The organism is Paludibacterium denitrificans (assembly GCF_009707705.1).
Taxonomy (GTDB): domain Bacteria; phylum Pseudomonadota; class Gammaproteobacteria; order Burkholderiales; family Chromobacteriaceae; genus Paludibacterium_A; species Paludibacterium_A denitrificans.
The window spans coordinates 1-20729 of record NZ_WLYX01000001.1; the positions used below are offsets into that span (position 1 = coordinate 1).

Consider the following 20729-nt stretch of genomic DNA (forward strand, 5'->3'; position numbering starts at 1 on the left):
AGGTCGGCACTGCCTATTGCCTAACCAATCAGCCATCAGGGGAACGATGACCTACGCCAAAAAGTTCCCCCCGAAGACGTCGCTCACAAACACTTGGCTGGCGAGCCTCAGTGGAACAAGGCTATCTAAAAACGAAAAACGCGAAACAAGCGAGGCATAAGGGGAACAAGGGGGCGACGGATCCGCCATTCTGTAAGCACCCCTCGCTTATCAGATCTGAGCATAGTAAAGGCTATTCAGAAATGCACCAGAGTTTTGGCGGGAATTCAAACAAACCAACAAACAGCTTCTGAACTGGCCGATCAAATCGGGCTGGCGTGCGGCGACCGGGGAGGTGGTACTAGAGGGTAAAAGCTATCCACCCGCGGTTATTCGAAGACAAAAATCCCAACTCGGTTGAGATAAGATTCAAGACGGCGCCTCTGCACTACAGACTGAAGCGCCTGATGCCCCACTAGGCCACGCACCGAAGGCTTGTGAATAATTAGCAGAAATGAAAACAGCTACAAGCTGGGTATTTTTGGAATAAAACTTCCGTTCCCTATCAACTAAGCCGGGGCCGCCACTGCCGTTTTGGGACGAAACGCTGTAACAACCTCGGGGCGCGATTCTAGATACGGTCCTTCAAGCAGTTTGCACACAATGCACGAGCACGGCCGCAACCACCCTGCACAATCACCTTGCCATCAGCGTCTTTTACCCCTCCGGGGTTTCCTTGATCCGACTGGAGTTGGCCCGGCAGGGTTGAGAATCAGACAACGCCACCGTCCCCCCACCAGCGGCTCAAATTGCCGGATTTGGAACATAATGCAAACTGACTTGACGCATCTGCTCGCCAAAACTGGCATCACGCGATCTGCCACCGCCAGCGTGGCATCCGGTGTCACATCACGCATCGCTGGCCCGGTACCACCTTTTGTCAAGAACCAGATCTGCAAGCGCACTCATCAACCAGCTCAGTGTAGCCTCCAATTTCACTCTGTTCGTCGGCAATCAAGCGCTCAACAAACTCGCAAGGTTCAGTAGCGCGCCAGACAGCCACTCGCCATGTCCGGAATTCCTTGTCTTCATATACGCCGGGGGCTGGCGCGATCCGAGGTGGAGATGGGGAGGCCGATTTCCCGACAGAAGTCATGCATAGCGAGAACTCGTAAATGATAAATAGGGTTACGTGTGAAAATCGTACGAACTAGCCAGCTTTAAGCAAGTTGACCGAAGATACGTTTTACTGGCGATATTGGGCGGCAAAGGCTGAAACGCCATCGTTCTAATCGAAATTTGGCTTGTTGAGCGGCACGCTTGGGCATCACTATCGCCGCGCTAAGCGGTTGCCAACTGTTTAGTGAACTATTGGCGGATCATGGCATCAACCAACCAGTGCCCGGATTTGCCCCCAATTTTCTCCAGCAGACGCACCCCTTCCACCACCATTCCTTTATCCACGGCTTTGCACATATCGTAGATGGTCACAATGCGACCCGGACGGCAGTTAGTGCTTCCATTTCACACCCGGTCACACCAAAGGTGGATACAGTCACTTCGCAGTGTACGCAACTGGCGCTCTCATCCAGATTGAAGTCAACTTCGACGCCAGTCAGGGATAGCGGATACTTGGCGGCACCAGATCGGCAGTACGTTTTGGCCCCCATAATCGCGGCAACCCACGCAATACCTAACACATCCCCCTTTTTTGGTTGCCTGTAGCGATCTTCGCCAAGGTATCGGGTTTGCATCACAATCCGTCCGCCCGCACGCCAACCGTTGCGTCGGCGCCTTACCGCCAACGTTAACCATATGCGCATCGTAGAAAGCAGCATTAAAGTGCGTCAATGCCCGAGTAATTGCCGATCGTCTCGCCCATGGCACGTATATCCTCTGGGGGAATTCGGGTTTTCAAATAAATCGGCATTAAATTCCACCGGCATATGGCGCCCCCCTCACTCCAGCCATAATTGCAGAGCGCCATGACCTCCGGCCAGATAATCCCGCAAACCAGACAACAGGCCAATCCAGCAAACATACCGCCGGATGACTACGCCCACCACTAACCCGGCATACGCAGCCCGGGGCGCCATGGGCAACAGTGCCAGGACGCTCCAGGGTAGATCGGGCGGAAGCCGCGGCATCGCACGGAACCACCAGCAGCCACGGCGTTTTACGGGCACTCAATCCGCTTCAATACCGGCGAGCGGGCCGGGAATTCAGCGGTGCGATCTGGCGAAATTCGTGTCGCGTAGGCGGCATAGCGCTCCCAACGTTACGGTTGGCCGAAATCATCAACTCGGCTATCCGGTGTGTCTGGCGTACCATCAGAAGGCATCGCTACCCATACCACCGGCAAGGTAGGCCCGCCAGCGTCACCGGCCCCTTTATCGTCGCCCCCAAGCGTCTGTCCACCGGCCTGCAACCTGCAGCCAGAATCAGGCGCTGAGCGGCGGCGCTCATGACCAGTTCCCCGCGCAAGCGCGCCGCCGCATCACTCTCCTTGGCTTCAACCAGGCTTCCCCCACCCACTGCTTTCCTTTTCTCAGAACGAGATTTCGCTTTTCAGGTAATCCATGATGAACTGGTTGGCCGAAAACGCTGCGTCACGATGGGCGCTGACCATTAACACCAATACAATCAGGTGCGCACGAAAGCAAAGCGCCTACGCGGTGAATCCAGCGTCACCGCCGACAGAGCAGCCAGCGCTCACCAGCAAAGTGCAACGATGCCAGCGTCAGTTGCTTTTCGGATCGTGCCCGGATAAGTGTTCCGGCGTCGTGCTGGAGAGCCGCTGGCAGGCATCACGCACCAGTCCGGCAAAGGCAACAACTGCACCAGCTTCCGGGCGATTAGCTAGCTCGCTGTATTCATCCGGCCAGTGAGGAAATCACTTTCCTCACCACGCACGGATCCGAGACCTCCATTTCACCCCCGGTTACGAATTGGAAACGATGCTACTAGCCCAGGATCCACGTCTCCAGGGCTGTGCCATTGTTCTGATTGATCGCTGCACGGAACACGCCACGCCACCAAATTCCGCAGGCCCAATCACCGCCACGCTCAACCAGCATGGCAACGAGATCGGCCAGTGTTGCCCCATTGGGCAGCGCCAATACTTCTTCTCCGCTGCCCAGCACATCGCGCAAACGGGCAAAATCCAGTACACGGATCGACATCATCGTTTCTCCTTACCCAGCCCGGCCAACGGCTGAAAACGTACCGTTGATTCTCAACCGTTTCACCCACTGGCAACTCTACCGGTCCATCCGCCCACGCCAGCGAGGTCATCACCTGATCACCTGGTTGGGATGCGGCTGCAACCGCCCGTCATCATCCAGCTTTGCCCGCAGGAATTCCGTCGGTCGCTGACCTTTTCCGGTAAAACCAGCCGGAAGCTGCAAGACTTGCGGCATCCACCGCTGTTACCGCCACTGAGCCCAGTAGAAAGGCCGCACCACAGCATCAGGAAAGTCACCCAAGCTTGATACCGGTTGCCAGAGCAGACCGATAAAGTCGGCATTAGCGAATCTTCCACGCAAAAGTACCCGGTTTAATGGCGATCTTCCAGACGTGTACCATTCACCCAAGTACTTGCCACCGCCGCCTTCCCACGTGATCTTCCCTCACCCACCGACACCCCCACCGGTGAGTCATCGACGACATCATGGAGATTCCGCAGATGGGCCAGTTGATCACGTGTCGCGGCAAAATCATCCGCGACCAGCCCCGCAACCGTCAGCTCGCACCCCAGCCGCCGCAACAGGAGCCAGTCAGGGCGTAACGATTGCTGTTGTAAATCTGACCGGGCTGCAGGTTGGCCGGGTTCCGGCCAACTCGTTGCCGGTATTGAGCAAAGCCACTTTCGTGGCGTGTAAACAACAGACTTCTGCAAGCCCATGGATGCCAGCAGCGCCAGTGCCGCCGGGTTGAGTCGTTCCCCGCGGGGCGGCACGACGGCATCTTTGGCAATGTCTTCACCCATACGGCGGTATACTGCCCGGCGCAACAACGCAAGTTTATCGACATGCAGGGGTATCGCCTTCAACATGGCGAATTTTCCTGCATCTCCACCACATTGCAGCCCGCCGGTATCGGCGCTGCCAGTAAATGCGCACCCGGCATCCAACGGGCGCAACGGCGGGCATCCCCCGCGGCAATGCGCGCCACAACTGGCAGCACATGCGTCGCCACGTTTAAATCCAATCCCATTAAGCGCGTAGCCATCCATCGCGCTGTTGTCAAACCCGGGGACAGCCAACGGGGCAATCACGTCCGCTGCCAGCACCCGGCCATCCGGCTTCTTGTAGCGTGACCATTTCACTGCGAACAGGAGAGCGGGCGCAGCCAGCCAGGTTGGGCCAGTGCGGTATCAAAATCAATCATGATGTACGGTATCGATATTGAGGTGGCGGACAATGAACGCCGCCACAGGTTGATGTCATTCAGATCAAGCACGGATACGGCATCGGCCAATGTGTTTGTTGCCCAAGCGTTCACGGCATCTGATCTGCTGTCGCAAAGCCACTGCGATAATCCCACTGTCGTCCAGTGCGAGTAGCGGCTTGGCCGTTGCCCGCGCGCCATACCTCGATGCGATCAATGGCTTCCTTCTTGAAGCCTTCGATAAGATTTGATGTCGGCGGGGAGCCGGCCTTGCTAGCAGCTCCGGACAATACCGGCTCGGCCGCCTCGCGCAGGAGAGATGATGGCTCAGCAACAATAACCCCAAGGGTAGCGAGCATCACTTCCTTTGCCCCGGCATGGCGAAATCGAGCGCTGTCCCTTGGTGGGCGGCTCCATGGAACTGGAACGTGATGGGAGTGTTTGATGACATTTAACCTGCAGGCCCATGCCCGCCAGCACCAGCACAGGCAAAAGTTGCTCGATAAGCGTCTGTTTTCCCCGAACCGGACCAGCCACAGATACCCAGCACGGCAAATTGTGCATTGCCATCTTTAGCCCCGTTTGCGACATGAAACGGATAATCTTGCTGGCTGTTCGCGGAATTCATGGCGTTCCGGTTTGGGTTCAATCGCCTCACGGATCGCCGCATCCAGCTCGTGCGTTACTGAACCGTCGCGCAACAGCGGACGCAGCTCAAATTTTTGTTCCTGCCCCAAACACAGATAAAGCGTGCCATCAACAGACAGTCGTACGCGATTGCAGGTCGCACAGAAGTGCTGGGAAATCGGCGTGATAAAGCCATCTCCGATCGCCCGTCGCGGGTTTGCCAGTAGCGCGCCGGGCCACCACCCAGCTCTTCCACACAGGGGTTCCAGCTTGAAGCGTTCGACCAGTTGCGCCCGTACATTCTCCAGCGGCAGGTAGTGCGCATTACGTCCGGTATCGCCAACAGGGCATGGTTTCGATCAGCCGCAGAATGAAGCCTTCATCAAGGCAGAGACTGCGTCATGCGCTCGATTTCGTGATCATTCACGCCTTGCATGGCAACCATATTGAGCTTGATCGGACTCAGCCCGGCCTGTTTACCAGCCATGATCCCCGCCATGATGGCATCGAAGCTGTCGCGTCCGGTGATGTGATTGACGCAGGCCTTGTCGAGTGAATACCAGACTGACATTGACACGCGCGAGGCAGCTGCTTTTAGTGCAGGAGCATACTTACCCCCAATTGCGTCGCATTGGTGGATAACGACAGATCATGCACACCATCAATGGCAGCAAGGTTACCAACCAGATCGACGATATTTCTTCGCAGCAGCGGTTCGCCTCCAGTGAGGCGCACACGTGTCACGCCCATGCGTGCAAATGCCCCGACCACACGTTCCAGTTCGGCAAAGTTCAGCCAATCCGTTGGCTCGGCGTAACCATCAAACCCCTTGGGCAAACAGTAACTACAGCGCAGGTCGCAACGATCGGTTACGGACACGCGCAAATAGCTCACCTGACGACCAAAGCGATCGACTAATCGGGGTTAGTACATACAGAGTTGGGGTGGCACATTGTTCTATCCTCGCCCAGAGAATGTATTCCCAACGGTTTGTTTCGCCTATTAGTCGACGGAACTAGGGAAAAAGCCTGATGCGCAAGTAATTCTTTTGGACTAGTTTTTTTCAAGCACGAAGTTACCGTGTGCCGATCTTTCGCATCCATTGCAGGCAAAAGAGGAGGGCTGCTTAAAGTACTTTAGCTTATCAATAGACAACTACCCAATCGGCATCGGCGTCCATTTCAACAATCGCGTGAGTGCGGTCAGTTTTACAAGATGCCCGAAGGTAACTGCCGCCCCTTCGGCCAACTTCCTCGCTACTGGCACAGGTACTAGGCGGCATAGGAGTATTGAGTAGCGTTATGTAGGTGACTATATTGCGCTAAACGATGCCCACCACGGAGATGTCATGAAGTCCACGTCAAAAGTCATTGCGGGGTTTGCACTACTCATGGCAACGACTTTGCCGCCGCTGGCGATGTTACCGTTTCAGCCGCGGCCAGCGCTGACCAATGCCTTCAAGGATATGGCACAGTCATTCGAGGCACAGCATCCCGGAAGCAAGATCCATTTGAACTTTGGTGCCTCGGGGGCCTTGTTGCAGCAGATGTCCAAGGGGGCCACCCGTAGATGTGTTCGCCTCGGCAGGAAGGGACGATGGAGTCGCCAGGCCAGGGTTTGATCGCTGCCCTGCAACTGTCGATTTTGTGCGCAATGCGTTGGTACTGACCGTCCCCTCCGACAGCAAACTGGCCATCAAGACTCTCAAGGATCTGACCCAGCCGGGCGTGGTCAAGGTTGCCATTGGCAACCCCGCCAGCGTGCCGGTCGGTCGCTTACAGCCAGGCCGGCCTTGACAGCCGCCGGCTCTGGCCTGCCATCAACGCCAAAGCCATCCACACCCAAAACGTACGGCAGTCTCTAGACTGTGGCGCGCGGTGAAGTGGAAGCAGGCTTTGTTTACGCCACCGACGCAGCCATGATGCCGGGCAAGGTGAAAGTGGTCTTCACTGTGCCGCTCAAGGAGATCATCCGTTACCCGATCGCTGAAAGTTGCCCACAGTAGCAATGCAAAGGAAGCCAAGAGCTTCATTGACTATGTCTTGTTCCTGGGTCTGTAGCAAGGGGCAAGTGTGGCTTTCTGAAACCCTGAGCCCAGAAAGCCACGAACAGATGGGAATCGGTATGGATCCCTTTGGCCCTGTCATTAATGGTGGCAGTAGGGCTGGCACACTGCCATACCGCAACATGGTATTAGGCGTGGCCCCTTTGGCCCCTTGCATTAAGGCAAGTTCCCGATGTGAACCTGTTGGCGCTGCCGGGTTGGCATTGGCCAAGGGCAATTTCCCGGGCGCAATGTGCTGGCCCTGCTGACGCTGCCGATGGTGCTTCCCTACCGTGCTCGGCTACTACCTGCTGATTCTGCTGGGGCGCCGTAGTCCTTTTGGGGAGCCTGGTTGCTTGATGTGTTCGGCATCAACCTGATCTCTCACATGGCAAGGTGCCGTCATCGCCGCTGCAACGGTGGCATTTCTCCTCTGGTGTTACAAACCGGCACGCGCCGCGTTTGAGTCGGTGGATGGGCAACTGGAGCAAGCGGCCAGAGTTCTGGGGGTCAACGATATCGCCATCTTTTTCCGGGTAACCCCTGCCACTGGCGTGGCGCGGCATTCTGGCTGGCGTGCTACTGGCCTTTGCTCGGGCGCTGGGCGAGTTTGGGGCCACCCTGATGGTAGTAGCAGCATTCCGGGCAAAAACGCAGACGCTGTCGGTAGCCGTGTACGAAGCAGTTCAGGCAGGGCAGGATGATCTGGCCAACATGCTGGTCTACATTATCTCGGCCGTGTGCATCACGGTACTGTTAACGGCGGGCTATCTTGCGCCCGGTCACATGGTTCGACGTTGAGTGAGGCGGGTGATGCAGCTTGATATCGATATTTACAAGACGCTGTGCGCGGGCAAACGGCGTTTTAACCTGAACGTACAACTACAGTCGAGCAGCTTAAGCGTATTGTGATTTACGGGCCATCTGGCGCTGGAAAGAGCTTGACCCTGAAGGCAATTGCTGGCTTGCTCACCCCGGAGCGCGGTCATATCCGGCTCAATGGACACACGGTTTTTGACCACGCTGGCGGGGGTGAATCTGGCACCGCAAGCACGCCGGGTTGGCTACCTGTTTCAGGACTACGCGCTGTTTCCACATCTCAACGTGCGCCAGAACATTGCCTTTGGCCTGAGTCGACGCTGGTTTAATCCGTTGGCGCGAGAACGGCACGACAAGGTGGAATTCTGGATACGTGCCTTTGGTCTGGAAGCCATGGCACACCAGTTGCCGGATGATCTGTCTGGTGGCCAACGGCAACGTGTTGCACTGGCCAGAGCCATTGTGGCCGATCCGCAGGCACTGCTTCTGGATGAACCCTTTTCTGCACTCGACCCATCCCTGCGCCTCTCCATGCGTCAGGAACTGAGCGATTTGCAGCAGCACCTGCAAATTCCCATGGTGCTGATTACCCATGATCCGCAGGACGTACAAACCTTTGGTGACCATGTCATCGAACTGCGTGACGGTGAACTGGATAACCAGAGCCTGACATCCTGTTGCCAGAATATCGACGAGGCAGCGATATGCAACGACACATCCATCCGCTAAGTAGCCAGACTATTCCGGAAGATTGCCTTGCCAGCTTATTACAGCACAGCCGGCCGCCGTACTGCGCGGAGCCCGGGGATGGCAATCTGCCCCTGTTTACCTGGACCTTGGGACTTCCCCAGCAGCAATTGCTGACCATGTTGGCCGAACTATTTCCTGAACTGGCCAACGGTCTTGAACCGCTACCCAACACACAGTACGCACACTTGCTGGCCACCACTCCGGTTGAATTTGGTGACTTGGTCAGCATGCTCTGCGCCCGGTGCACCCCGACATCCGATAGCCGTTACAGCGAATGGCTAGCGCGGGTTTTGGCAGCCGCCAGCTTTGGGGATCGACGCTTGTGGGAAAACATGGAGCTGCGGAACAGGAAAGAATTGGATGACTTACTGGCCACGTGTTTCCTGCCGTTGTACCGGGATAATTCGGCCAACCTTGGATGGAAGCATTTCTTGTTGGCTGAACTGGCCAAGTCAAAAAAACCGGATGCGCCACATCCTACGCAAAATCAGCATGATGACTAATGCTTCCCCGGCTGGGTATACACAGGAATAAAAATATGGCGACCACTGACAAGCCAATCCAATTGCAGGGTTCAGTATGGATGACCGTCGACGGCCAGAATTTCGGCGGCGCTGACCGTATCGCGTTGCTCGCCAAAATCGCCGAATGTGGTTCCATCACGCAGGCAGCCAAGGCCGCCCGGATGAGCTACAAAGCCGCACGGGATGCCATCGATACCATGAACAACTTGGCGGGTGAGCCATTGGTGGAAAGGTTGACTGGCGGTAAAGGAGGCGGCGGCACCCGGCTGACACCGCGTGGCATGCAGCTGGTGGAAAACTTCCAGTCCATCCTGCACGAGCATCAGAATTTTGTTAGCCAGTTGGCGCAGCAGGCAGAAGCCACGGCCGACGACTACGTGTTAATCAGGAGAATGGCGATGAAAACCAGTGCACGCAATCAGTTCCTCGGCAAAGTGACCTCGGTCAAGATTGGCGCGGTGAATGATGAGATCGAACTGCAAACGGCCAGCGGCCAAACCATCGTGGCGATTGTCACGCATGAAAGCACCGAGGACTGGGACTGACACCGGGAGCGGAGGCCTTCGCGCTGATCAAGTCTTCTTCCATTGTCGTGGTAACCGATGAAGATGGCGCTCGTTTCTCCGCCCGCAACAAATTGAACGGCATCATTTCCCGGGTGCAACCCGGCGCGGTGGAACACCGAGGTCGTCATTGATTTGCCCGGTGGCGGCAGCATCGCCGCCGTTGTGACCAACAGCAGCTGCCATAGTCTGGAGTTGGCCGAAGGGAAAACCGCCTCGGCCATTTTCAAGGCATCCAGTGTGATCATTGCCGTACCGACTTAAGGCGCCGGATAACCAGCGCCCTCGCCAATCAGCAACTACACCTTGAAGACACCCACACTTTCACGCAATTTTTCCGACAGCTCATCCAGATCACTGGCGGCTCGACTATTGCCTTCTGCCGATTGGGTATTCGATTCGGTCATCTGGGCGATCTGTTCCACATTGACGGCAATCTGGCGAATTGCCGCATCCTGCTCCATCAGGGACAGTGAAATGCTGCTGACATTGCTGGCCACTGTACGTGAGCCTTCATCTATCTTGCGCAACGCTGCTTCGGAGCGTTCGGCCAACTCCAGATTGGATTCAGCACGGGTGTTCGCTTCTTGCATGGCATGCACGGAACTCCCGACTCCACTTTGAATGGTCTCAATAAGGTGGCCAATTTCACCGGTCGCTTGTGCGGTACGTTCGGCCAACTTACGCACCTCATCAGCCACCACGGCAAACCCACGGCCCTGCTCCCCGGCGCGCGCCGCCTCCAATGGCGGCATTGAGTGCCAACAAATTAGTTTGATCGGCAATATCTTTAATCACTTGCACAATGCCACCAATTTTTTGTGAACTGTCATCCAGTAACTGCACATTGCTACTGGATTGGCGGATCATTTGCGCGATGTTGTTAGTCTGGGCGATCATTTCACGCATCACCTCTAGCGCACGCTCGCTATCCTCACGGGCACGGGCAACTGTTGTGGCAGCCAACTGGGCGCTTGATGAGGTTTCACTGACGCTGACTGATGCCTGCTCCACGGCTGTGGCCACCGAACTGGCGGCATTAGCCTGCGTAACCGAGCTTTGACTCACCGCTTGACTGGACTCCGCCATGCCATGAGCCGCTCGGGTAAGCTGCTCGCTGGACTGTCTTACCCCATCAATAACCGTGCGGAACTTCTGCATCAAATGATTGAAGGCACTGGCCGCAGAGGCCACTTCCCTGACATCCGAAGAAGGGATGCTGCCGGTAAAATCATTGTTGACGATAGCGGCTTCGGCAAACGCGACCGTCGTACGCAAAGGCTTACTGATACTGCGGGCAACCCATAACGACACAACAAACGTGGCGCCAATGGCCAGAGCTCCTAACAACACGAAAGCAAGCAACGTATTCCGGCTATCATCTCGCAGTGCGTTGGCGGACGCGATGATATTGTTCGCAACTAATTTTTCTGTTTCATGCAGCGCGTTGATCTTGTCCGTCATGATCTTGAACCAGACGGTTGGGTCAATACCAAACCCTCCTTCGGCGGATTTCGCCATGAGCACACTACGCATCTGCAAGACATTTTGGGCAGGCTGCCCGGTCAAAACAGCTTCCAGAGAAGCCCGTTCCGCGGTGGCCGCCACGCCGTTAAAATCAGCCAGATGGGCGTCTTGTTGACCAATCCGGTTCAGCATGGCCTGTAATTGAGCGGGTTCTGCTTTATCAGTGGCAAAGATAACAGCACCGAGCGCGCGTTCCTGCGCGGCGTTTTCCTTGGCTCTTACAAAACTGATGTAGGCAATCAGCTTGTGCGACAGCGAAGCATCCTTGTTGTACTTCACACTGACGCCCATGGCATCCACCAATGCGGCGACGGCAGAACTGTAGATGGCCGTGCTATCCGTTTGCAACACGGAGAAATGATCAACTCGCTGCCGCAAACCAGCCAAATCACCCAGTTTGCCATTGACCGTTTGTATCGCACTTGCCAGATCCGGATAGATCTTGGCATCCAGCGTCGCTACATCCGCCTTGAAAGCGCGTATCTGCTCATCAGATTTGTGACGGGCAGTCGGCAAAAGATCGGCAAACTTCTGGCCGTGGGATTTAAGAAAGTTTAAGCAGTACTGCCTCGCTCCACCTGCAGGGCATGCACCAGATTACCAATTTTGACAGACAGGGCAATCAGCTCCCGGGTCTGCCCTGCGGACTGATAGGACTGCCACGCCTGCCACACCTGTATCCCGCTTGACAGGGTCAGCACCAGTAGCGGCACCAGAACCAGCAAGGCCAGCCGTTGCATGATGGTTGTATTCTTCATTTCCACTTTCCCCTGAAGGCTGATAAGCCCCAAAAACAACAACGGCATAGTTATACCGTTATTGATAGTCAGGTTCTATTAAATTTCAAGCTAGAAAAGACAGAATTACGGCCATTGGGAATATTTGCATTCCTGTGTAGACCGGCCATTACCCAGTGTTTTGCCGACTGGCAACAGATGTCAGCAAGTATTTCTATGTAGTGTTTGAATGATCTGGCTGCACGATAAAAAAAGAACCGCTCCATCTCGGAGCGGCTACACGTAGAACTTTCGAACACAGCCTTGGAGATCTGCGAATGTATGGTCCCACCACCATCAATCCGTAACAAGCTGGCCAGTTGACCTAGTTACAGTGAGTCATCCCTAGCCTGCCGGTTCCCTCAAGAGACTGAATTGCCTCAGGCAGCTACCTGTTAACAGCATCCCTGCCCCTCAAGTCACGCTCCAGTGGCACCCAAGGCAGAAAGAATTATTCAAAAAGCAGACGCCCATGCAGGCACTAGATATTGATTACAAATCATAGCAAAGCGGCACATATAGCACCTAAAAAACCTCGAGTACCAAATAAATTGATTCGCATCAAGTACGAGCCGCACGAAACAATCATAAGGTTACGTACAACATGTACCGCATAAAACAGACAATAAACACAACATATGGTTAAGAATAACCTCATGAACATCTCATCCAAACCGCTGCCACAACAGATATACAAACGCAACGGCTCCCTGCAAGCTTTTACACAAGACAAAATTACATCCGCCATCCTGCGCGCGGGGACGGCAACAGGAGAAGTTACGGCACAGCAGGCCAACGAGTTGACACGCACCATCCTGACCGAGCTCTGCCAAACCTTCGACAAAACCATCCCGCATGTCGAACAAGTCCGGGGATATGGTCGAAACCGCGCTGTTTGAAGCGGGCTATCGCAAGACACTGCGAGCATTCATCGTCTACCGCGAACAGCATCACACCCTGCGCGCCGACCGGCACACACTGGTCGACGTCGAATCGTCGATCAACGAGTACCTCAATCGCCGGGGACTGGCGCATCAACGCCAATGCCAATCAGGGTTATTCGCTTGGCGGACTGATACTGAACGTATCGGGCAAGATGATTGCCAACTATTGGCTCAGCCATGTCTATCCGCCCGAAATCGGCCGGGGCTCATCGGGATGCAGACTTCCATATTCACGATCTGGACATGCTCTCCGGCTACTGCGCGGGCTGGTCCCTGCGCACCCTGCTACACGAAGGCTTCAATGGCGTGTCAGGCAAGGTAGAGTCACAACCGCCGCGCCATCTTTCCAGTGCGATTGGGCAGATCGTCAACTTTCTCGGCACCATGCAAAACGAATGGTAGGCGCACGGGCGTTCAGTTCATTCGATACCTATATGGCGCCATTCATCCGCAAGGACCAGCTCGGCTATGCCGAAGTGCGTCAGGCCATGCAGGAGTTGATCTACAACCTCAACGTACCATCGCGCTGGGGGACTCAGACGCCATTCACCAATCTGACTTTCGACTGGGTTTGCCCGGAAGACCTGCGCGAGCAAGTACCCGTGATCGGGGGCGAAGACATGCCGTTCTGCTACGGCGACCTGCAAGTAGAAATGGATCTGATCAACCGCGCCTATATCGAGGTAATGATGGCTGGCGACGCAAAGGGGCGCGTGTTCACCTTCCCGATCCCAACCTACAACATCACACCCGACTTCGACTGGGAGAGCGGCAATGCGGTCAGACTATTCGAAATGACAGCCCGTTACGGGCTACCCTATTTTCAGAATTTCATCAACTCCGAACTCAAGCCGAACATGATCCGTTCCATGTGCTCGGAGCTACAGCTCGACTTACGCGAGCTGCTAAAGCGCGGCAATGGCCTGTTTGGCTCGGCAGAACAGACCGGCTCTCTCGGCGTGGTGACACTCAATTGCGCCCGGCTAGGTTACCGTTTCCGCGGCGACGAAACGGGACTCTTTGCCGAGCTCGATCGCCTGCTGGATTTCGCCCGGGTCAGCACGGAAATCAAGCGCAAGGTGATCCAGCACCACATGGACAATGGGCTATTCCCCTATACGCGCCGGTATCTCGGGACGTTGCGCAATCACTTCTCCACCATCGGCGTGAATGGGATCAACGAGATGATCCGCAATTTCTCTGCCGACGCTTATGACATTACCGACGAGCGAGGCCACGCTTTTTGCCGTCCGTTTGCTTGACCATGTACGTGCACAAATGCTGCGTTTCCGGGGAGGAAACCGGCCATATGTACAATCTGGAAGCCACCCCGGCTGAGGGTACGACCTACCGCTTTGCCAAGGAAGACCGCAAGCGTTACCCCGATATTCTGCAGGCTGGCTCCGATGACCAGCCCTACTACACCAACTCGTCACAACTGCCTGTCGGCTACACCGAAGACCCCTTCGAAGCACTGGAATTGCAGGACGAGCTACAACGCAAATACACCGGCGGCACAGTACTGCATTTGTATATGGAAGAGCCGGTATCGAGCCCCGGGGCGTGCCGTGAACTGGTCAAACGCGCACTCAGCCGTTTTTCCCTGCCCTACATCACCATCACCCCAACATTTTCAATCTGTCCGAAGCACGGCTATCTGGCTGGCAAGCATCCATTTTGTCCAAAATGCGATGCCGATCTGCTGGCCAAGAAACACCGTACAACCGCTTAATTAGCAAGGAGAAAAACATGTATCAGCAAACCGTAGCATCCAATCAGGCCGAACCACAGTTGTGTGACGCCGAACGTCAGCCGTGTGAAATCTGGACCCGTGTAATGGGCTATCACCGACCGGTCAGTTCGTTCAACATCGGGAAACAAGGTGAATTCAACGAGCGCATCAGCTTCAAGGAAGAGCGTGCCAAACTCAGCCACTGAGGCTAACGCGCTCTGTATCGGTGGCGTCACGCCGTTCTCTGCCACCGATTACCCGGGTAAGCTCAGCGCAGTTGTCTTTGTGCAAGGCTGCCCGTGGCGCTGCCACTACTGCCATAATCCTCATTTGCAGCCACGCGCGACTCGCCAACCCGTAGCATGGGCCCGGTTTTTCGACCTGCTGCAACGCCGAAGTGGCTTGATTGACGCGGTGGTATTCAGCGGCGGAGAGCCGACGCTCGACCCGGCGCTGCCAGCCGCCATGGCAGAGGTACGCCGGATGGGGTTTCTGGTCGGCCTGCACAGTGGCGGCATCTATCCGGCACGCTTCGCCGAGGCGTTGAAGCTGGCCGATTGGGTGGGTCTTGATATCAAGACCAACTTTGACGATTACGAAACGATCACCGCTGTGGCCGGTAGCGGAGCGCCTGCCCGCGAGGCGCTGACGATGCTGCTCGACAGCGGCGTCGCCTACGAATGCCGTACAACCTTGCATCCATCACTGCATACCGATGCTCAGGTGACAGAGCTAGCCCACAAAATAGCGGCCATGGGCGTCCGGCACTATGCATTGCAATGTTTCCGGATGGAGGGCACCAAGGACCATCAACTTGCGGGTCACTTGCCTGCGGATTATCCCGATACCGCTCTCATGGCACAGCTACGGCAGCTGTTTGATACGCTGATCGTGCGCAAAGCGGACTGAACGCTTCTCTCTCAAACGTCCTGAGGCACGGCGTCGGCTACTGTCAGCCTATTGCGCAGTACCGACGTCGCTTCACGGCAAAGTGCTGTGCATGGCATTGGGGGGCAAAGTCACTCAATTTGAAGAGGGTTGCCGAAAGCACAGAGGCAGTCGAAACGCTCTGCTGCTTGGCCCTTAAAAGTGCTATCTTTCGCGCATCCCTGTTCTCGCTCGCCAACATGACTGCCCGTATTACACGCCCTACCGGCATCCCGTTGTGGATGCAGATCGAAACCACTCTGAGCCGGGAAATTCTTTCCCGCAAGCTGACCGGCCGTCTACCCAACGAGCAGGCGTTAGCCGAGCGTTTCAGTGTCAACCGTCACACCGTGCGTCAGGCCATTCAGAGCCTGCAGCAGAAGGGGCTAATCCGTATAGAACGTGGGCGCGGCACATTTGTACAGGAAGAGATGATTGCCTATCGGCTGGGCAAGAGCAGTCGCTTCTCACACAGCCTGTCAGACCAGCATTTGGTCAGTGATGTTGATATCCAGTCCAGCCATTTCGAACCCGCCAGCGAGCCGGTGGCAAACCTGCTGCAGATCGCGCCGGGTAATCCTGTGCTACGTGTGGAATCACTGGACCTGGCTGATGGCAAGGTGGTGAGTGTTTGCACGCAATATTTCCCGCTTCCCCGCTTCGATGGCTTCATCGACATCTATCGCGCAAGCCGTAGCACCAGCGATGCCTTCAAAAATTTTGGCATTGCCAGTTTCCAGCGTGTATTGAGCCGCATCAGCGCCCGCTTGCCAAACCCGGAAGTTGCCGCTGCACTGCGGCAAGGTAAGCAACAGCCGGTCCTGTACATCGAAAGCGTGTACGCAGATACCAATGGAGCCCCCATCGAGTACGGCATCACCCGTTTTAGCGGCGATAGCGTACAGATTGAGGTCTTGCCAGAGGGGCTGTAAGGCAGTTGTCCATCGCCAAGCGGGGATCTTCAAAAAAATCTAGACATCTAGACGTCTAGATGTAAATAAGTTGTAACGTTAGCCGGATACAGTGCGCTTGTCCTTACAACCACCCGCAACGAGGCTATCGACATGCTGCCTATCCGCCCTCTTATCGCGACTGCCCTGTACACGGCCAGCTTTTACGCCGCCGCTGACACGACCCTTACCGTGTATACCGCTCTGGAAGCCGACCAACTCAAGGCTTATCAGCAGAAGTTTGAGAAGGAAAATCCAGGGCATCAAACTACGCTGGGTGCGCGACTCCACCGGCGTGATCACGGCCAAGCTGTTGGCCGAAAAATCCCGACCGCAAGCCGACGTGGTAATGGGAGTGGCAGCATCCTCGCTACTGGTGCTTGAGAAGAGGGCATGCTGCAGCCTTACGCACCGAAGAACGTAGCAAAGCTTTCCAAGAAGTATGTGGACAACAACACTCCGCCGCGTTGGGTGGGCATGGACGTATGGGGTGCTGCCATCTGCTTTAACACTGCGGAAGCAGCCAAGTTGGGGCTGAAAAAACCCGAGAGCTGGAAAGACCTCTTGAAGCCAGAATACAAGGGGAAGATCGTGATGCCGAACCCGGCCTCCAGTGGCACCGGCTATTTCGACGTAACGGCACGGCTACAGCTGTTCGGCGACAAAGCGGGCTGGGCCTACATGGACAAACTGCACCAGAATATTGCCCAGTACACCCACTCCGGTTCGAAACCGTGTAAGCAGGCAGCCGCTGGCGAGTTCCCCATCGGCATTTCGTTCGAATACCGTGCAGCCAAGCTGAAAGAAAGCGGTGCGCCGATTGATGTGGTGTTCCCGAAAGAAGGCTGGGCTGGGATCTGGAAGCCACGGCCATCATGAAAGGCACCAAAAATCTGGACGCCGCCCACAAGCTGGCTGACTGGTCTGCCTCGCAATCGGCCAATGAGCTTTACGAGAAGAACTTCGCCATCGTCGCCATGCACGGCATCGCCAAACCCAACCCTCTCATCCCGGCCAACTACGAACACCGTCTGGTCAAACAAGACCTGCGTTGGTCCGCGACCAACCGCGAACGTATCCTGACCGAGTGGACTCGCCGCTACGACGCCAAGTCTGAACCGAAGTAAACCGTCCGGCCCCTCCGTCTGAGCGCGGCGGGGCCGCGGCCTCGCAAGCGATGCGCCCCATGGCGGGAAATCATTATGATTCACCCCAAGATTGAATCGCTGGATGAACTGTTTGCCTTGATGGTCAACCGTGGTCAGACCCTGTACGGTGGCGAAACCGTCAGCCAGCTCGAACATGCTTTGCAAAGCGCTCTCGCCGCCGAGCGCGACGGCGCCAATGCCGCCTTGATCACGGCCGCCCTTCTGCATGACATCGGCCATATCGTTTGCCGAACAAAACGATGACGATGTGGCCCGTGGCCTCAATGATTGCCACGAAGCTTTGGCCGCACAGGTGTTGGCCGGACTATTTGCCGATGATGTACGGCAACCGATCCTGCTGCACGTCGCCGCCAAGCGCTACCTGTGCACCACCCAGCTTATTACGACACGCTGTCGGTCACCTCACGCCAGTCACTGGCCTTGCAAGGCGGGCCGATGTCTCTGGCAGAAGCCGAACGCTTCTCTAACCGGGCCTATGCGACAGAGGCGTTGGCATTGCGTCGCTACGATGACATGGCCAAAACGCCGGATCTGGTTACGCCACCACTAGAGCACTACCGAGCCATTGCCGCCACCGTGCTGAAAGCATGATCATGGACAGCCCCCACCTTTCTGCAACAAAAGCTGCAATTGGCCGAGCGTTCCCACTCAACGCCGCCTTACCTGCAACTCAGCGGAATCAGCAAACGCTTTGGACAGCAAATTGTGCTGGACTCGCTGAACCTTAATGTCAGCAAGGGCGAATTCGTCTGCCTGCTCGGCCCATCCGGTTGCGGTAAAACCACTCTATTGCGTCAGATCGCCGGGCTGGACCTGCCGGATGCCGGTTACATCCGCCAACACGACCGCGACATCACCCGCTGCGCCCCGGCAGAACGCGATTACGGCATCGTGTTCCAGAGCTACGCCTTGTTTCCTAATCTGAATGTGGCTGACAACATCGCCTACGGGCTGAAAGGCCGTAGCGAAGACAAGCGGCGACGGGTCAGCGAACTATTGGCACTGGTCGGACTGGACAGTATTTCCGCCAAATATCCGGCCCAGCTGTCCGGCGGGCAGCAACAACGTGTGGCCTTGGCGCGCGCGTTGGCCACCTCCCCAAGCTTGCTGTTGCTGGACGAGCCCTTGTCAGCGCTGGACGCCCGTGTGCGCGAGCACTTGCGTCGCGAGATTCGCGCGCTACAGCAGAAACTGGGCATCACTACCATTATGGTGACGCACGATCAGGAAGAGGCGTTGACCATGGCTGACCGGGTAATCGTGATGAACGGTGGCCGTATCGAGCAAAGCGGTTCGCCATTCGAGGTTTACCTTGAGCCTGCCAGCCGGTTTGTCGCCAGCTTTGTCGGCGGGGTAACTGGCTGCCGGTGCAGCTCAATAATGGAAATGGCGCGATGTTGGGCGAACACACCCTGACCCTGCCGTGCCCGCACGGACTGCAGGCCGGTGATGAGGCGGAGCTGTTTGTCCGTCCGGAGGATATCGAACTGCACCCGCCGGGGGGCCGCCGTTCCCCATGCCTCGTTGGCCGACATTACCAAGCTGGAGCTGCTCGGAGCGGTATACCGCGTTGGTCTGCATGTACCCGCACGGGGTTCGGCCAACGTAATGGCTGATCTGAGCCACGCCAAACTGATGCAACTCAACATCCGTCTGCAACAACGTGTGCCGGTGTCACTAAACCCGGCCGGGTGCGCGTATTCGCCCGGCAAGGGGGCGCGGCATGATCAGCCTTCTTCTACCTCGTAAGGCTGGCCAGAAGTCGGGACGAACGTATTGCGCTCGGGTTGAACTGGCTGTTGTTGCTACTGTTGCTGCTGGCGGTGCTGTTACCACTGGCGACCATCCTGAGCAAGGCGCTGACAGGCGATGATGGGCACTTTGTAAGCTTCTCCCAGATTACCCGGACGTTAGCTCAACCCGGCTTCGTCACCGCTTTGGCGGGCAGCCTGAAAGCGGCACTCGCTACCACACTGCTAGTGGTGCCACTGGCCTATGGTTATGCCTATGGGGCCTCACTCGTGTCGCACTGCCTCTGCGTGGGCTGTTCCGGTTATTGGCACTGCTTCCGCTGCTGGCACCATCGCTACTGCCCGGTATCTCGCTGGTTTATCTGTTTGGTAATCAGGGTCTGCTGAAGTCCTGGTTTCCCGACGGCGGCATTTATGGTTTCTTAGGCATTGTACTGGGCGAGGCCTTCTACACCTTTCCACACGCGCTGATGATCCTGCTGACAGCACTGGCCGTGGGTGACGCCAGACTGTACGAAGCGGCGCGCACGATGGGAGCCAGCAGGCTGCGCCAATTCCTGACCATCACACTGCCCGGCACCCGCTACGGTTTAGTGTCAGCGGCACTGGTGGTGTTTACTCTGGTCATCACCGACTTCGGTGTCGCCAAGGTAATCGGCGGCCAGTATCAGGTACTAGCGATTGAGGCCTACAAACAGGTGATTGGCCAGCAGAACTTTCCTCGCGGCGCCGTCATTGGCCTGATGCTGTTACTTCCGGCGTTACTGTCTTTTGCCATCGACCGTTGGTTGCAACGCCATCAACGTGGGCAGCTCTCGACGCGTGCCCAGCCGCTGACCCCGCTGCACCACATCGGGATTCGTCTGCTCGCGGTGGTGTTCTGTGCCACCGTGGCGCTCGCCCTGCTAGCGCTGCTGGGGACAGCAATCGCTGCGGCCTTTATGCAGCTGTGGCCCTACCAGCTTGGCTTCACCCTGCAACATTTCGATTTCGATATGGTAGACGGCGGGGGCTGGCTGGCGTTTGGCAACAGTCTGAAGATGGCGCTCTGGACGTCTTTGGCCGGGACAGTTTTGGTGTTTCTCGGAGCGTGGTGCAGCACCCGTCTGACCTCAGCCGGGCTAACCGGCCAGTTGCTGCACGCCATCGCCATGCTGCCGATGGCCGTGCCGGGCTTGGTACTGGGCTTGGGCTACATCTTTTTTTCAACGACCCCGCCAATCCGCTACATGGGCTATACGGCACGCTAGCGCTTTTG

General features: G+C 56.5%; 33 protein-coding genes and 4 pseudogenes. 24 read left to right on the plus strand and 13 right to left on the minus strand.

The features are described from left to right. Positions 1-1347 precede the first annotated feature (1347 nt). The 11 genes and pseudogenes from GKE73_RS00005 to GKE73_RS00055 form a co-directional block, all read right to left on the minus strand. A pseudogene (locus GKE73_RS00005) lies at positions 1348-1817 on the minus strand (cyclic pyranopterin monophosphate synthase MoaC). A gap of 120 nt (positions 1818-1937) precedes the next feature. Further along, a complete protein-coding gene (locus tag GKE73_RS00010; protein WP_230368585.1) occupies positions 1938-2075 on the minus strand; it encodes a hypothetical protein in 138 nt (45 codons plus the stop codon). A gap of 247 nt (positions 2076-2322) precedes the next feature. Next, positions 2323-2514, minus strand: coding sequence for a hypothetical protein (locus GKE73_RS00015; RefSeq protein ID WP_230368586.1), 192 nt, complete (start codon positions 2512-2514; stop codon positions 2323-2325). A 13-nt stretch (positions 2515-2527) separates the two neighbouring features. Then, complete coding sequence (locus GKE73_RS00020; protein WP_312854525.1) at positions 2528-2614, minus strand: molybdenum cofactor biosynthesis protein MoaE; 87 nt, start codon at positions 2612-2614, stop codon at positions 2528-2530. 328 nt (positions 2615-2942) lie between these two features. After that, on the minus strand, positions 2943-3164 hold the full coding sequence (locus GKE73_RS00025; RefSeq protein WP_230368587.1) for a MoaD/ThiS family protein: 222 nt from the start codon (positions 3162-3164) through the stop codon (positions 2943-2945). A 371-nt stretch (positions 3165-3535) separates the two neighbouring features. Further along, positions 3536-4306 (minus strand): molybdopterin-binding domain-containing protein, encoded by a 771-nt coding sequence (locus GKE73_RS00030; RefSeq protein WP_230368588.1) that lies wholly within the window; start codon positions 4304-4306, stop codon positions 3536-3538. Next, positions 4303-4440, minus strand: coding sequence for a hypothetical protein (locus GKE73_RS00035; protein ID WP_230368589.1), 138 nt, complete (start codon positions 4438-4440; stop codon positions 4303-4305). The genes GKE73_RS00030 and GKE73_RS00035 overlap by 4 nt, the downstream gene beginning before the upstream one ends. 38 nt (positions 4441-4478) lie before the next feature. Further along, entirely contained in the window at positions 4479-4925 is a 447-nt protein-coding gene (locus GKE73_RS00040) for a molybdopterin-guanine dinucleotide biosynthesis protein MobB (protein WP_312854526.1), read from the minus strand. A gap of 15 nt (positions 4926-4940) precedes the next feature. Then, on the minus strand, positions 4941-5309 hold the full coding sequence (locus GKE73_RS00045; RefSeq protein WP_312854527.1) for a GTP 3',8-cyclase MoaA family protein: 369 nt from the start codon (positions 5307-5309) through the stop codon (positions 4941-4943). 68 nt (positions 5310-5377) lie between these two features. Continuing rightward, entirely contained in the window at positions 5378-5566 is a 189-nt protein-coding gene (locus GKE73_RS00050) for a hypothetical protein (protein WP_230368590.1), read from the minus strand. A 23-nt stretch (positions 5567-5589) separates the two neighbouring features. Further along, entirely contained in the window at positions 5590-5874 is a 285-nt protein-coding gene (locus GKE73_RS00055) for a radical SAM protein (RefSeq protein ID WP_230371363.1), read from the minus strand. Between the two features lie 586 nt (positions 5875-6460). Here GKE73_RS00055 and GKE73_RS25170 point away from each other — a divergent pair. The 9 genes and pseudogenes from GKE73_RS25170 to GKE73_RS00090 all read left to right on the plus strand — a co-directional run bounded on the left by GKE73_RS25170 (position 6461) and on the right by GKE73_RS00090 (position 9959). Beyond that, entirely contained in the window at positions 6461-6616 is a 156-nt protein-coding gene (locus GKE73_RS25170) for a hypothetical protein (RefSeq protein ID WP_376767400.1), read from the plus strand. After that, positions 6567-6791 (plus strand): molybdate ABC transporter substrate-binding protein, encoded by a 225-nt coding sequence (locus GKE73_RS00060; protein WP_230368591.1) that lies wholly within the window; start codon positions 6567-6569, stop codon positions 6789-6791. Before GKE73_RS25170 ends, GKE73_RS00060 begins: the two co-directional genes overlap by 50 nt. Before the next feature lie 71 nt (positions 6792-6862). After that, positions 6863-7000, plus strand: a complete 138-nt coding sequence (locus GKE73_RS00065; RefSeq protein ID WP_230368592.1) for a hypothetical protein — start codon at positions 6863-6865, stop codon at positions 6998-7000. A 262-nt stretch (positions 7001-7262) separates the two neighbouring features. After that, positions 7263-7840 (plus strand): annotated as a pseudogene (locus tag GKE73_RS25175) (molybdate ABC transporter permease subunit); the annotation flags it as partial. 107 nt (positions 7841-7947) lie between these two features. After that, positions 7948-7998: pseudogene (locus GKE73_RS24420) on the plus strand (hypothetical protein); the annotation flags it as partial. A gap of 40 nt (positions 7999-8038) precedes the next feature. Next, complete coding sequence (locus tag GKE73_RS00075; protein ID WP_280954649.1) at positions 8039-8587, plus strand: ABC transporter ATP-binding protein; 549 nt, start codon at positions 8039-8041, stop codon at positions 8585-8587. Next, complete coding sequence (locus tag GKE73_RS00080) at positions 8563-9111, plus strand: nitrogen fixation protein NifQ (protein ID WP_230368594.1); 549 nt, start codon at positions 8563-8565, stop codon at positions 9109-9111. The genes GKE73_RS00075 and GKE73_RS00080 overlap by 25 nt, the downstream gene beginning before the upstream one ends. Positions 9112-9146: 35 nt before the next feature. Beyond that, positions 9147-9677 carry a LysR family transcriptional regulator gene (locus GKE73_RS00085; RefSeq protein WP_230368595.1) on the plus strand — a complete coding sequence of 177 codons (531 nt, stop codon included), beginning with the start codon at positions 9147-9149 and terminating at the stop codon, positions 9675-9677. A gap of 183 nt (positions 9678-9860) precedes the next feature. Beyond that, positions 9861-9959, plus strand: a complete 99-nt coding sequence (locus GKE73_RS00090) for a TOBE domain-containing protein (protein ID WP_230368596.1) — start codon at positions 9861-9863, stop codon at positions 9957-9959. Between the two features lie 35 nt (positions 9960-9994). On the opposite strand, the pseudogene GKE73_RS25180 reads toward GKE73_RS00090, so the two are convergent. Beyond that, a pseudogene (locus tag GKE73_RS25180) lies at positions 9995-11765 on the minus strand (methyl-accepting chemotaxis protein); the annotation flags it as partial. 11 nt (positions 11766-11776) lie between these two features. After that, positions 11777-11980 (minus strand): hypothetical protein, encoded by a 204-nt coding sequence (locus GKE73_RS00105; RefSeq protein WP_230368599.1) that lies wholly within the window; start codon positions 11978-11980, stop codon positions 11777-11779. Positions 11981-12654: 674 nt separating this feature from the next. Here GKE73_RS00105 and GKE73_RS00110 point away from each other — a divergent pair. The 15 genes from GKE73_RS00110 to GKE73_RS00180 all read left to right on the plus strand — a co-directional run bounded on the left by GKE73_RS00110 (position 12655) and on the right by GKE73_RS00180 (position 20721). Continuing rightward, complete coding sequence (locus GKE73_RS00110; RefSeq protein ID WP_230368600.1) at positions 12655-12897, plus strand: ATP cone domain-containing protein; 243 nt, start codon at positions 12655-12657, stop codon at positions 12895-12897. Further along, complete coding sequence (locus GKE73_RS00115; RefSeq protein WP_230368601.1) at positions 12894-14204, plus strand: ribonucleoside triphosphate reductase; 1311 nt, start codon at positions 12894-12896, stop codon at positions 14202-14204. The genes GKE73_RS00110 and GKE73_RS00115 overlap by 4 nt, the downstream gene beginning before the upstream one ends. A 47-nt stretch (positions 14205-14251) precedes the next feature. After that, positions 14252-14674, plus strand: coding sequence for an anaerobic ribonucleoside-triphosphate reductase (gene nrdD, locus GKE73_RS00120; RefSeq protein ID WP_230368602.1), 423 nt, complete (start codon positions 14252-14254; stop codon positions 14672-14674). A 17-nt stretch (positions 14675-14691) separates the two neighbouring features. Then, positions 14692-14880 carry an anaerobic ribonucleoside-triphosphate reductase gene (nrdD, locus tag GKE73_RS00125; protein ID WP_230368603.1) on the plus strand — a complete coding sequence of 63 codons (189 nt, stop codon included), beginning with the start codon at positions 14692-14694 and terminating at the stop codon, positions 14878-14880. Then, on the plus strand, positions 14861-15583 hold the full coding sequence (locus tag GKE73_RS00130) for an anaerobic ribonucleoside-triphosphate reductase activating protein (RefSeq protein ID WP_230368604.1): 723 nt from the start codon (positions 14861-14863) through the stop codon (positions 15581-15583). The genes nrdD (GKE73_RS00125) and GKE73_RS00130 overlap by 20 nt, the downstream gene beginning before the upstream one ends. 218 nt (positions 15584-15801) lie before the next feature. Next, the gene (gene phnF, locus GKE73_RS00135) at positions 15802-16533 is read left to right on the plus strand and encodes a phosphonate metabolism transcriptional regulator PhnF (protein WP_230368605.1); all 732 of its coding nucleotides are present in this window, start codon (positions 15802-15804) and stop codon (positions 16531-16533) included. 132 nt (positions 16534-16665) lie between these two features. Beyond that, positions 16666-16935, plus strand: coding sequence for a hypothetical protein (locus GKE73_RS00140; protein WP_230368606.1), 270 nt, complete (start codon positions 16666-16668; stop codon positions 16933-16935). A gap of 9 nt (positions 16936-16944) precedes the next feature. Further along, positions 16945-17430 carry an extracellular solute-binding protein gene (locus GKE73_RS00145; RefSeq protein WP_230368607.1) on the plus strand — a complete coding sequence of 162 codons (486 nt, stop codon included), beginning with the start codon at positions 16945-16947 and terminating at the stop codon, positions 17428-17430. After that, the gene (locus GKE73_RS00150; RefSeq protein WP_230368608.1) at positions 17427-17678 is read left to right on the plus strand and encodes a type 2 periplasmic-binding domain-containing protein; all 252 of its coding nucleotides are present in this window, start codon (positions 17427-17429) and stop codon (positions 17676-17678) included. The genes GKE73_RS00145 and GKE73_RS00150 overlap by 4 nt, the downstream gene beginning before the upstream one ends. Positions 17679-17753: 75 nt before the next feature. Continuing rightward, positions 17754-17963 carry an HD domain-containing protein gene (locus GKE73_RS00155; RefSeq protein ID WP_230368609.1) on the plus strand — a complete coding sequence of 70 codons (210 nt, stop codon included), beginning with the start codon at positions 17754-17756 and terminating at the stop codon, positions 17961-17963. A gap of 120 nt (positions 17964-18083) precedes the next feature. Next, positions 18084-18311 (plus strand): hypothetical protein, encoded by a 228-nt coding sequence (locus tag GKE73_RS00160; protein ID WP_230368610.1) that lies wholly within the window; start codon positions 18084-18086, stop codon positions 18309-18311. A 39-nt stretch (positions 18312-18350) separates the two neighbouring features. Further along, a complete protein-coding gene (locus tag GKE73_RS00165; protein WP_230368611.1) occupies positions 18351-19136 on the plus strand; it encodes an ATP-binding cassette domain-containing protein in 786 nt (261 codons plus the stop codon). Positions 19137-19169: 33 nt separating this feature from the next. Further along, positions 19170-19469 carry a hypothetical protein gene (locus GKE73_RS00170; protein ID WP_230368612.1) on the plus strand — a complete coding sequence of 100 codons (300 nt, stop codon included), beginning with the start codon at positions 19170-19172 and terminating at the stop codon, positions 19467-19469. A 38-nt stretch (positions 19470-19507) separates the two neighbouring features. Beyond that, on the plus strand, positions 19508-19858 hold the full coding sequence (locus GKE73_RS00175; RefSeq protein ID WP_230368613.1) for a hypothetical protein: 351 nt from the start codon (positions 19508-19510) through the stop codon (positions 19856-19858). Next, positions 19777-20721 (plus strand): ABC transporter permease subunit, encoded by a 945-nt coding sequence (locus tag GKE73_RS00180; protein WP_230368614.1) that lies wholly within the window; start codon positions 19777-19779, stop codon positions 20719-20721. Before GKE73_RS00175 ends, GKE73_RS00180 begins: the two co-directional genes overlap by 82 nt. Positions 20722-20729 lie beyond the last annotated feature (8 nt).

Excerpts from the sequence above, each read along its gene's own strand:
- GKE73_RS00010 (WP_230368585.1), bottom strand. The coding sequence starts at position 2,075 with ATGGCGCCCCGGGCTGCGTATGCCGGGTTAGTGGTGGGCGTAGTCATC.
- GKE73_RS00025 (WP_230368587.1), bottom strand. The coding sequence starts at position 3,164 with ATGATGTCGATCCGTGTACTGGATTTTGCCCGTTTGCGCGATGTGCTG.
- GKE73_RS00050 (WP_230368590.1), bottom strand. The coding sequence starts at position 5,566 with ATGTCAGTCTGGTATTCACTCGACAAGGCCTGCGTCAATCACATCACC.
- GKE73_RS25170 (WP_376767400.1), top strand. The coding sequence starts at position 6,461 with ATGGCACAGTCATTCGAGGCACAGCATCCCGGAAGCAAGATCCATTTG.
- GKE73_RS00075 (WP_280954649.1), top strand. The coding sequence starts at position 8,039 with ATGGACACACGGTTTTTGACCACGCTGGCGGGGGTGAATCTGGCACCG.
- GKE73_RS00080 (WP_230368594.1), top strand. The coding sequence starts at position 8,563 with ATGCAACGACACATCCATCCGCTAAGTAGCCAGACTATTCCGGAAGAT.
- GKE73_RS00085 (WP_230368595.1), top strand. The coding sequence starts at position 9,147 with ATGGCGACCACTGACAAGCCAATCCAATTGCAGGGTTCAGTATGGATG.
- GKE73_RS00105 (WP_230368599.1), bottom strand. The coding sequence starts at position 11,980 with ATGAAGAATACAACCATCATGCAACGGCTGGCCTTGCTGGTTCTGGTG.
- GKE73_RS00110 (WP_230368600.1), top strand. The coding sequence starts at position 12,655 with ATGAACATCTCATCCAAACCGCTGCCACAACAGATATACAAACGCAAC.
- nrdD (WP_230368602.1), top strand. The coding sequence starts at position 14,252 with ATGTACAATCTGGAAGCCACCCCGGCTGAGGGTACGACCTACCGCTTT.
- nrdD (WP_230368603.1), top strand. The coding sequence starts at position 14,692 with ATGTATCAGCAAACCGTAGCATCCAATCAGGCCGAACCACAGTTGTGT.
- phnF (WP_230368605.1), top strand. The coding sequence starts at position 15,802 with ATGACTGCCCGTATTACACGCCCTACCGGCATCCCGTTGTGGATGCAG.
- GKE73_RS00140 (WP_230368606.1), top strand. The coding sequence starts at position 16,666 with ATGCTGCCTATCCGCCCTCTTATCGCGACTGCCCTGTACACGGCCAGC.
- GKE73_RS00145 (WP_230368607.1), top strand. The coding sequence starts at position 16,945 with ATGCTGCAGCCTTACGCACCGAAGAACGTAGCAAAGCTTTCCAAGAAG.
- GKE73_RS00150 (WP_230368608.1), top strand. The coding sequence starts at position 17,427 with ATGAAAGGCACCAAAAATCTGGACGCCGCCCACAAGCTGGCTGACTGG.
- GKE73_RS00155 (WP_230368609.1), top strand. The coding sequence starts at position 17,754 with ATGATTCACCCCAAGATTGAATCGCTGGATGAACTGTTTGCCTTGATG.
- GKE73_RS00170 (WP_230368612.1), top strand. The coding sequence starts at position 19,170 with ATGAGGCGGAGCTGTTTGTCCGTCCGGAGGATATCGAACTGCACCCGC.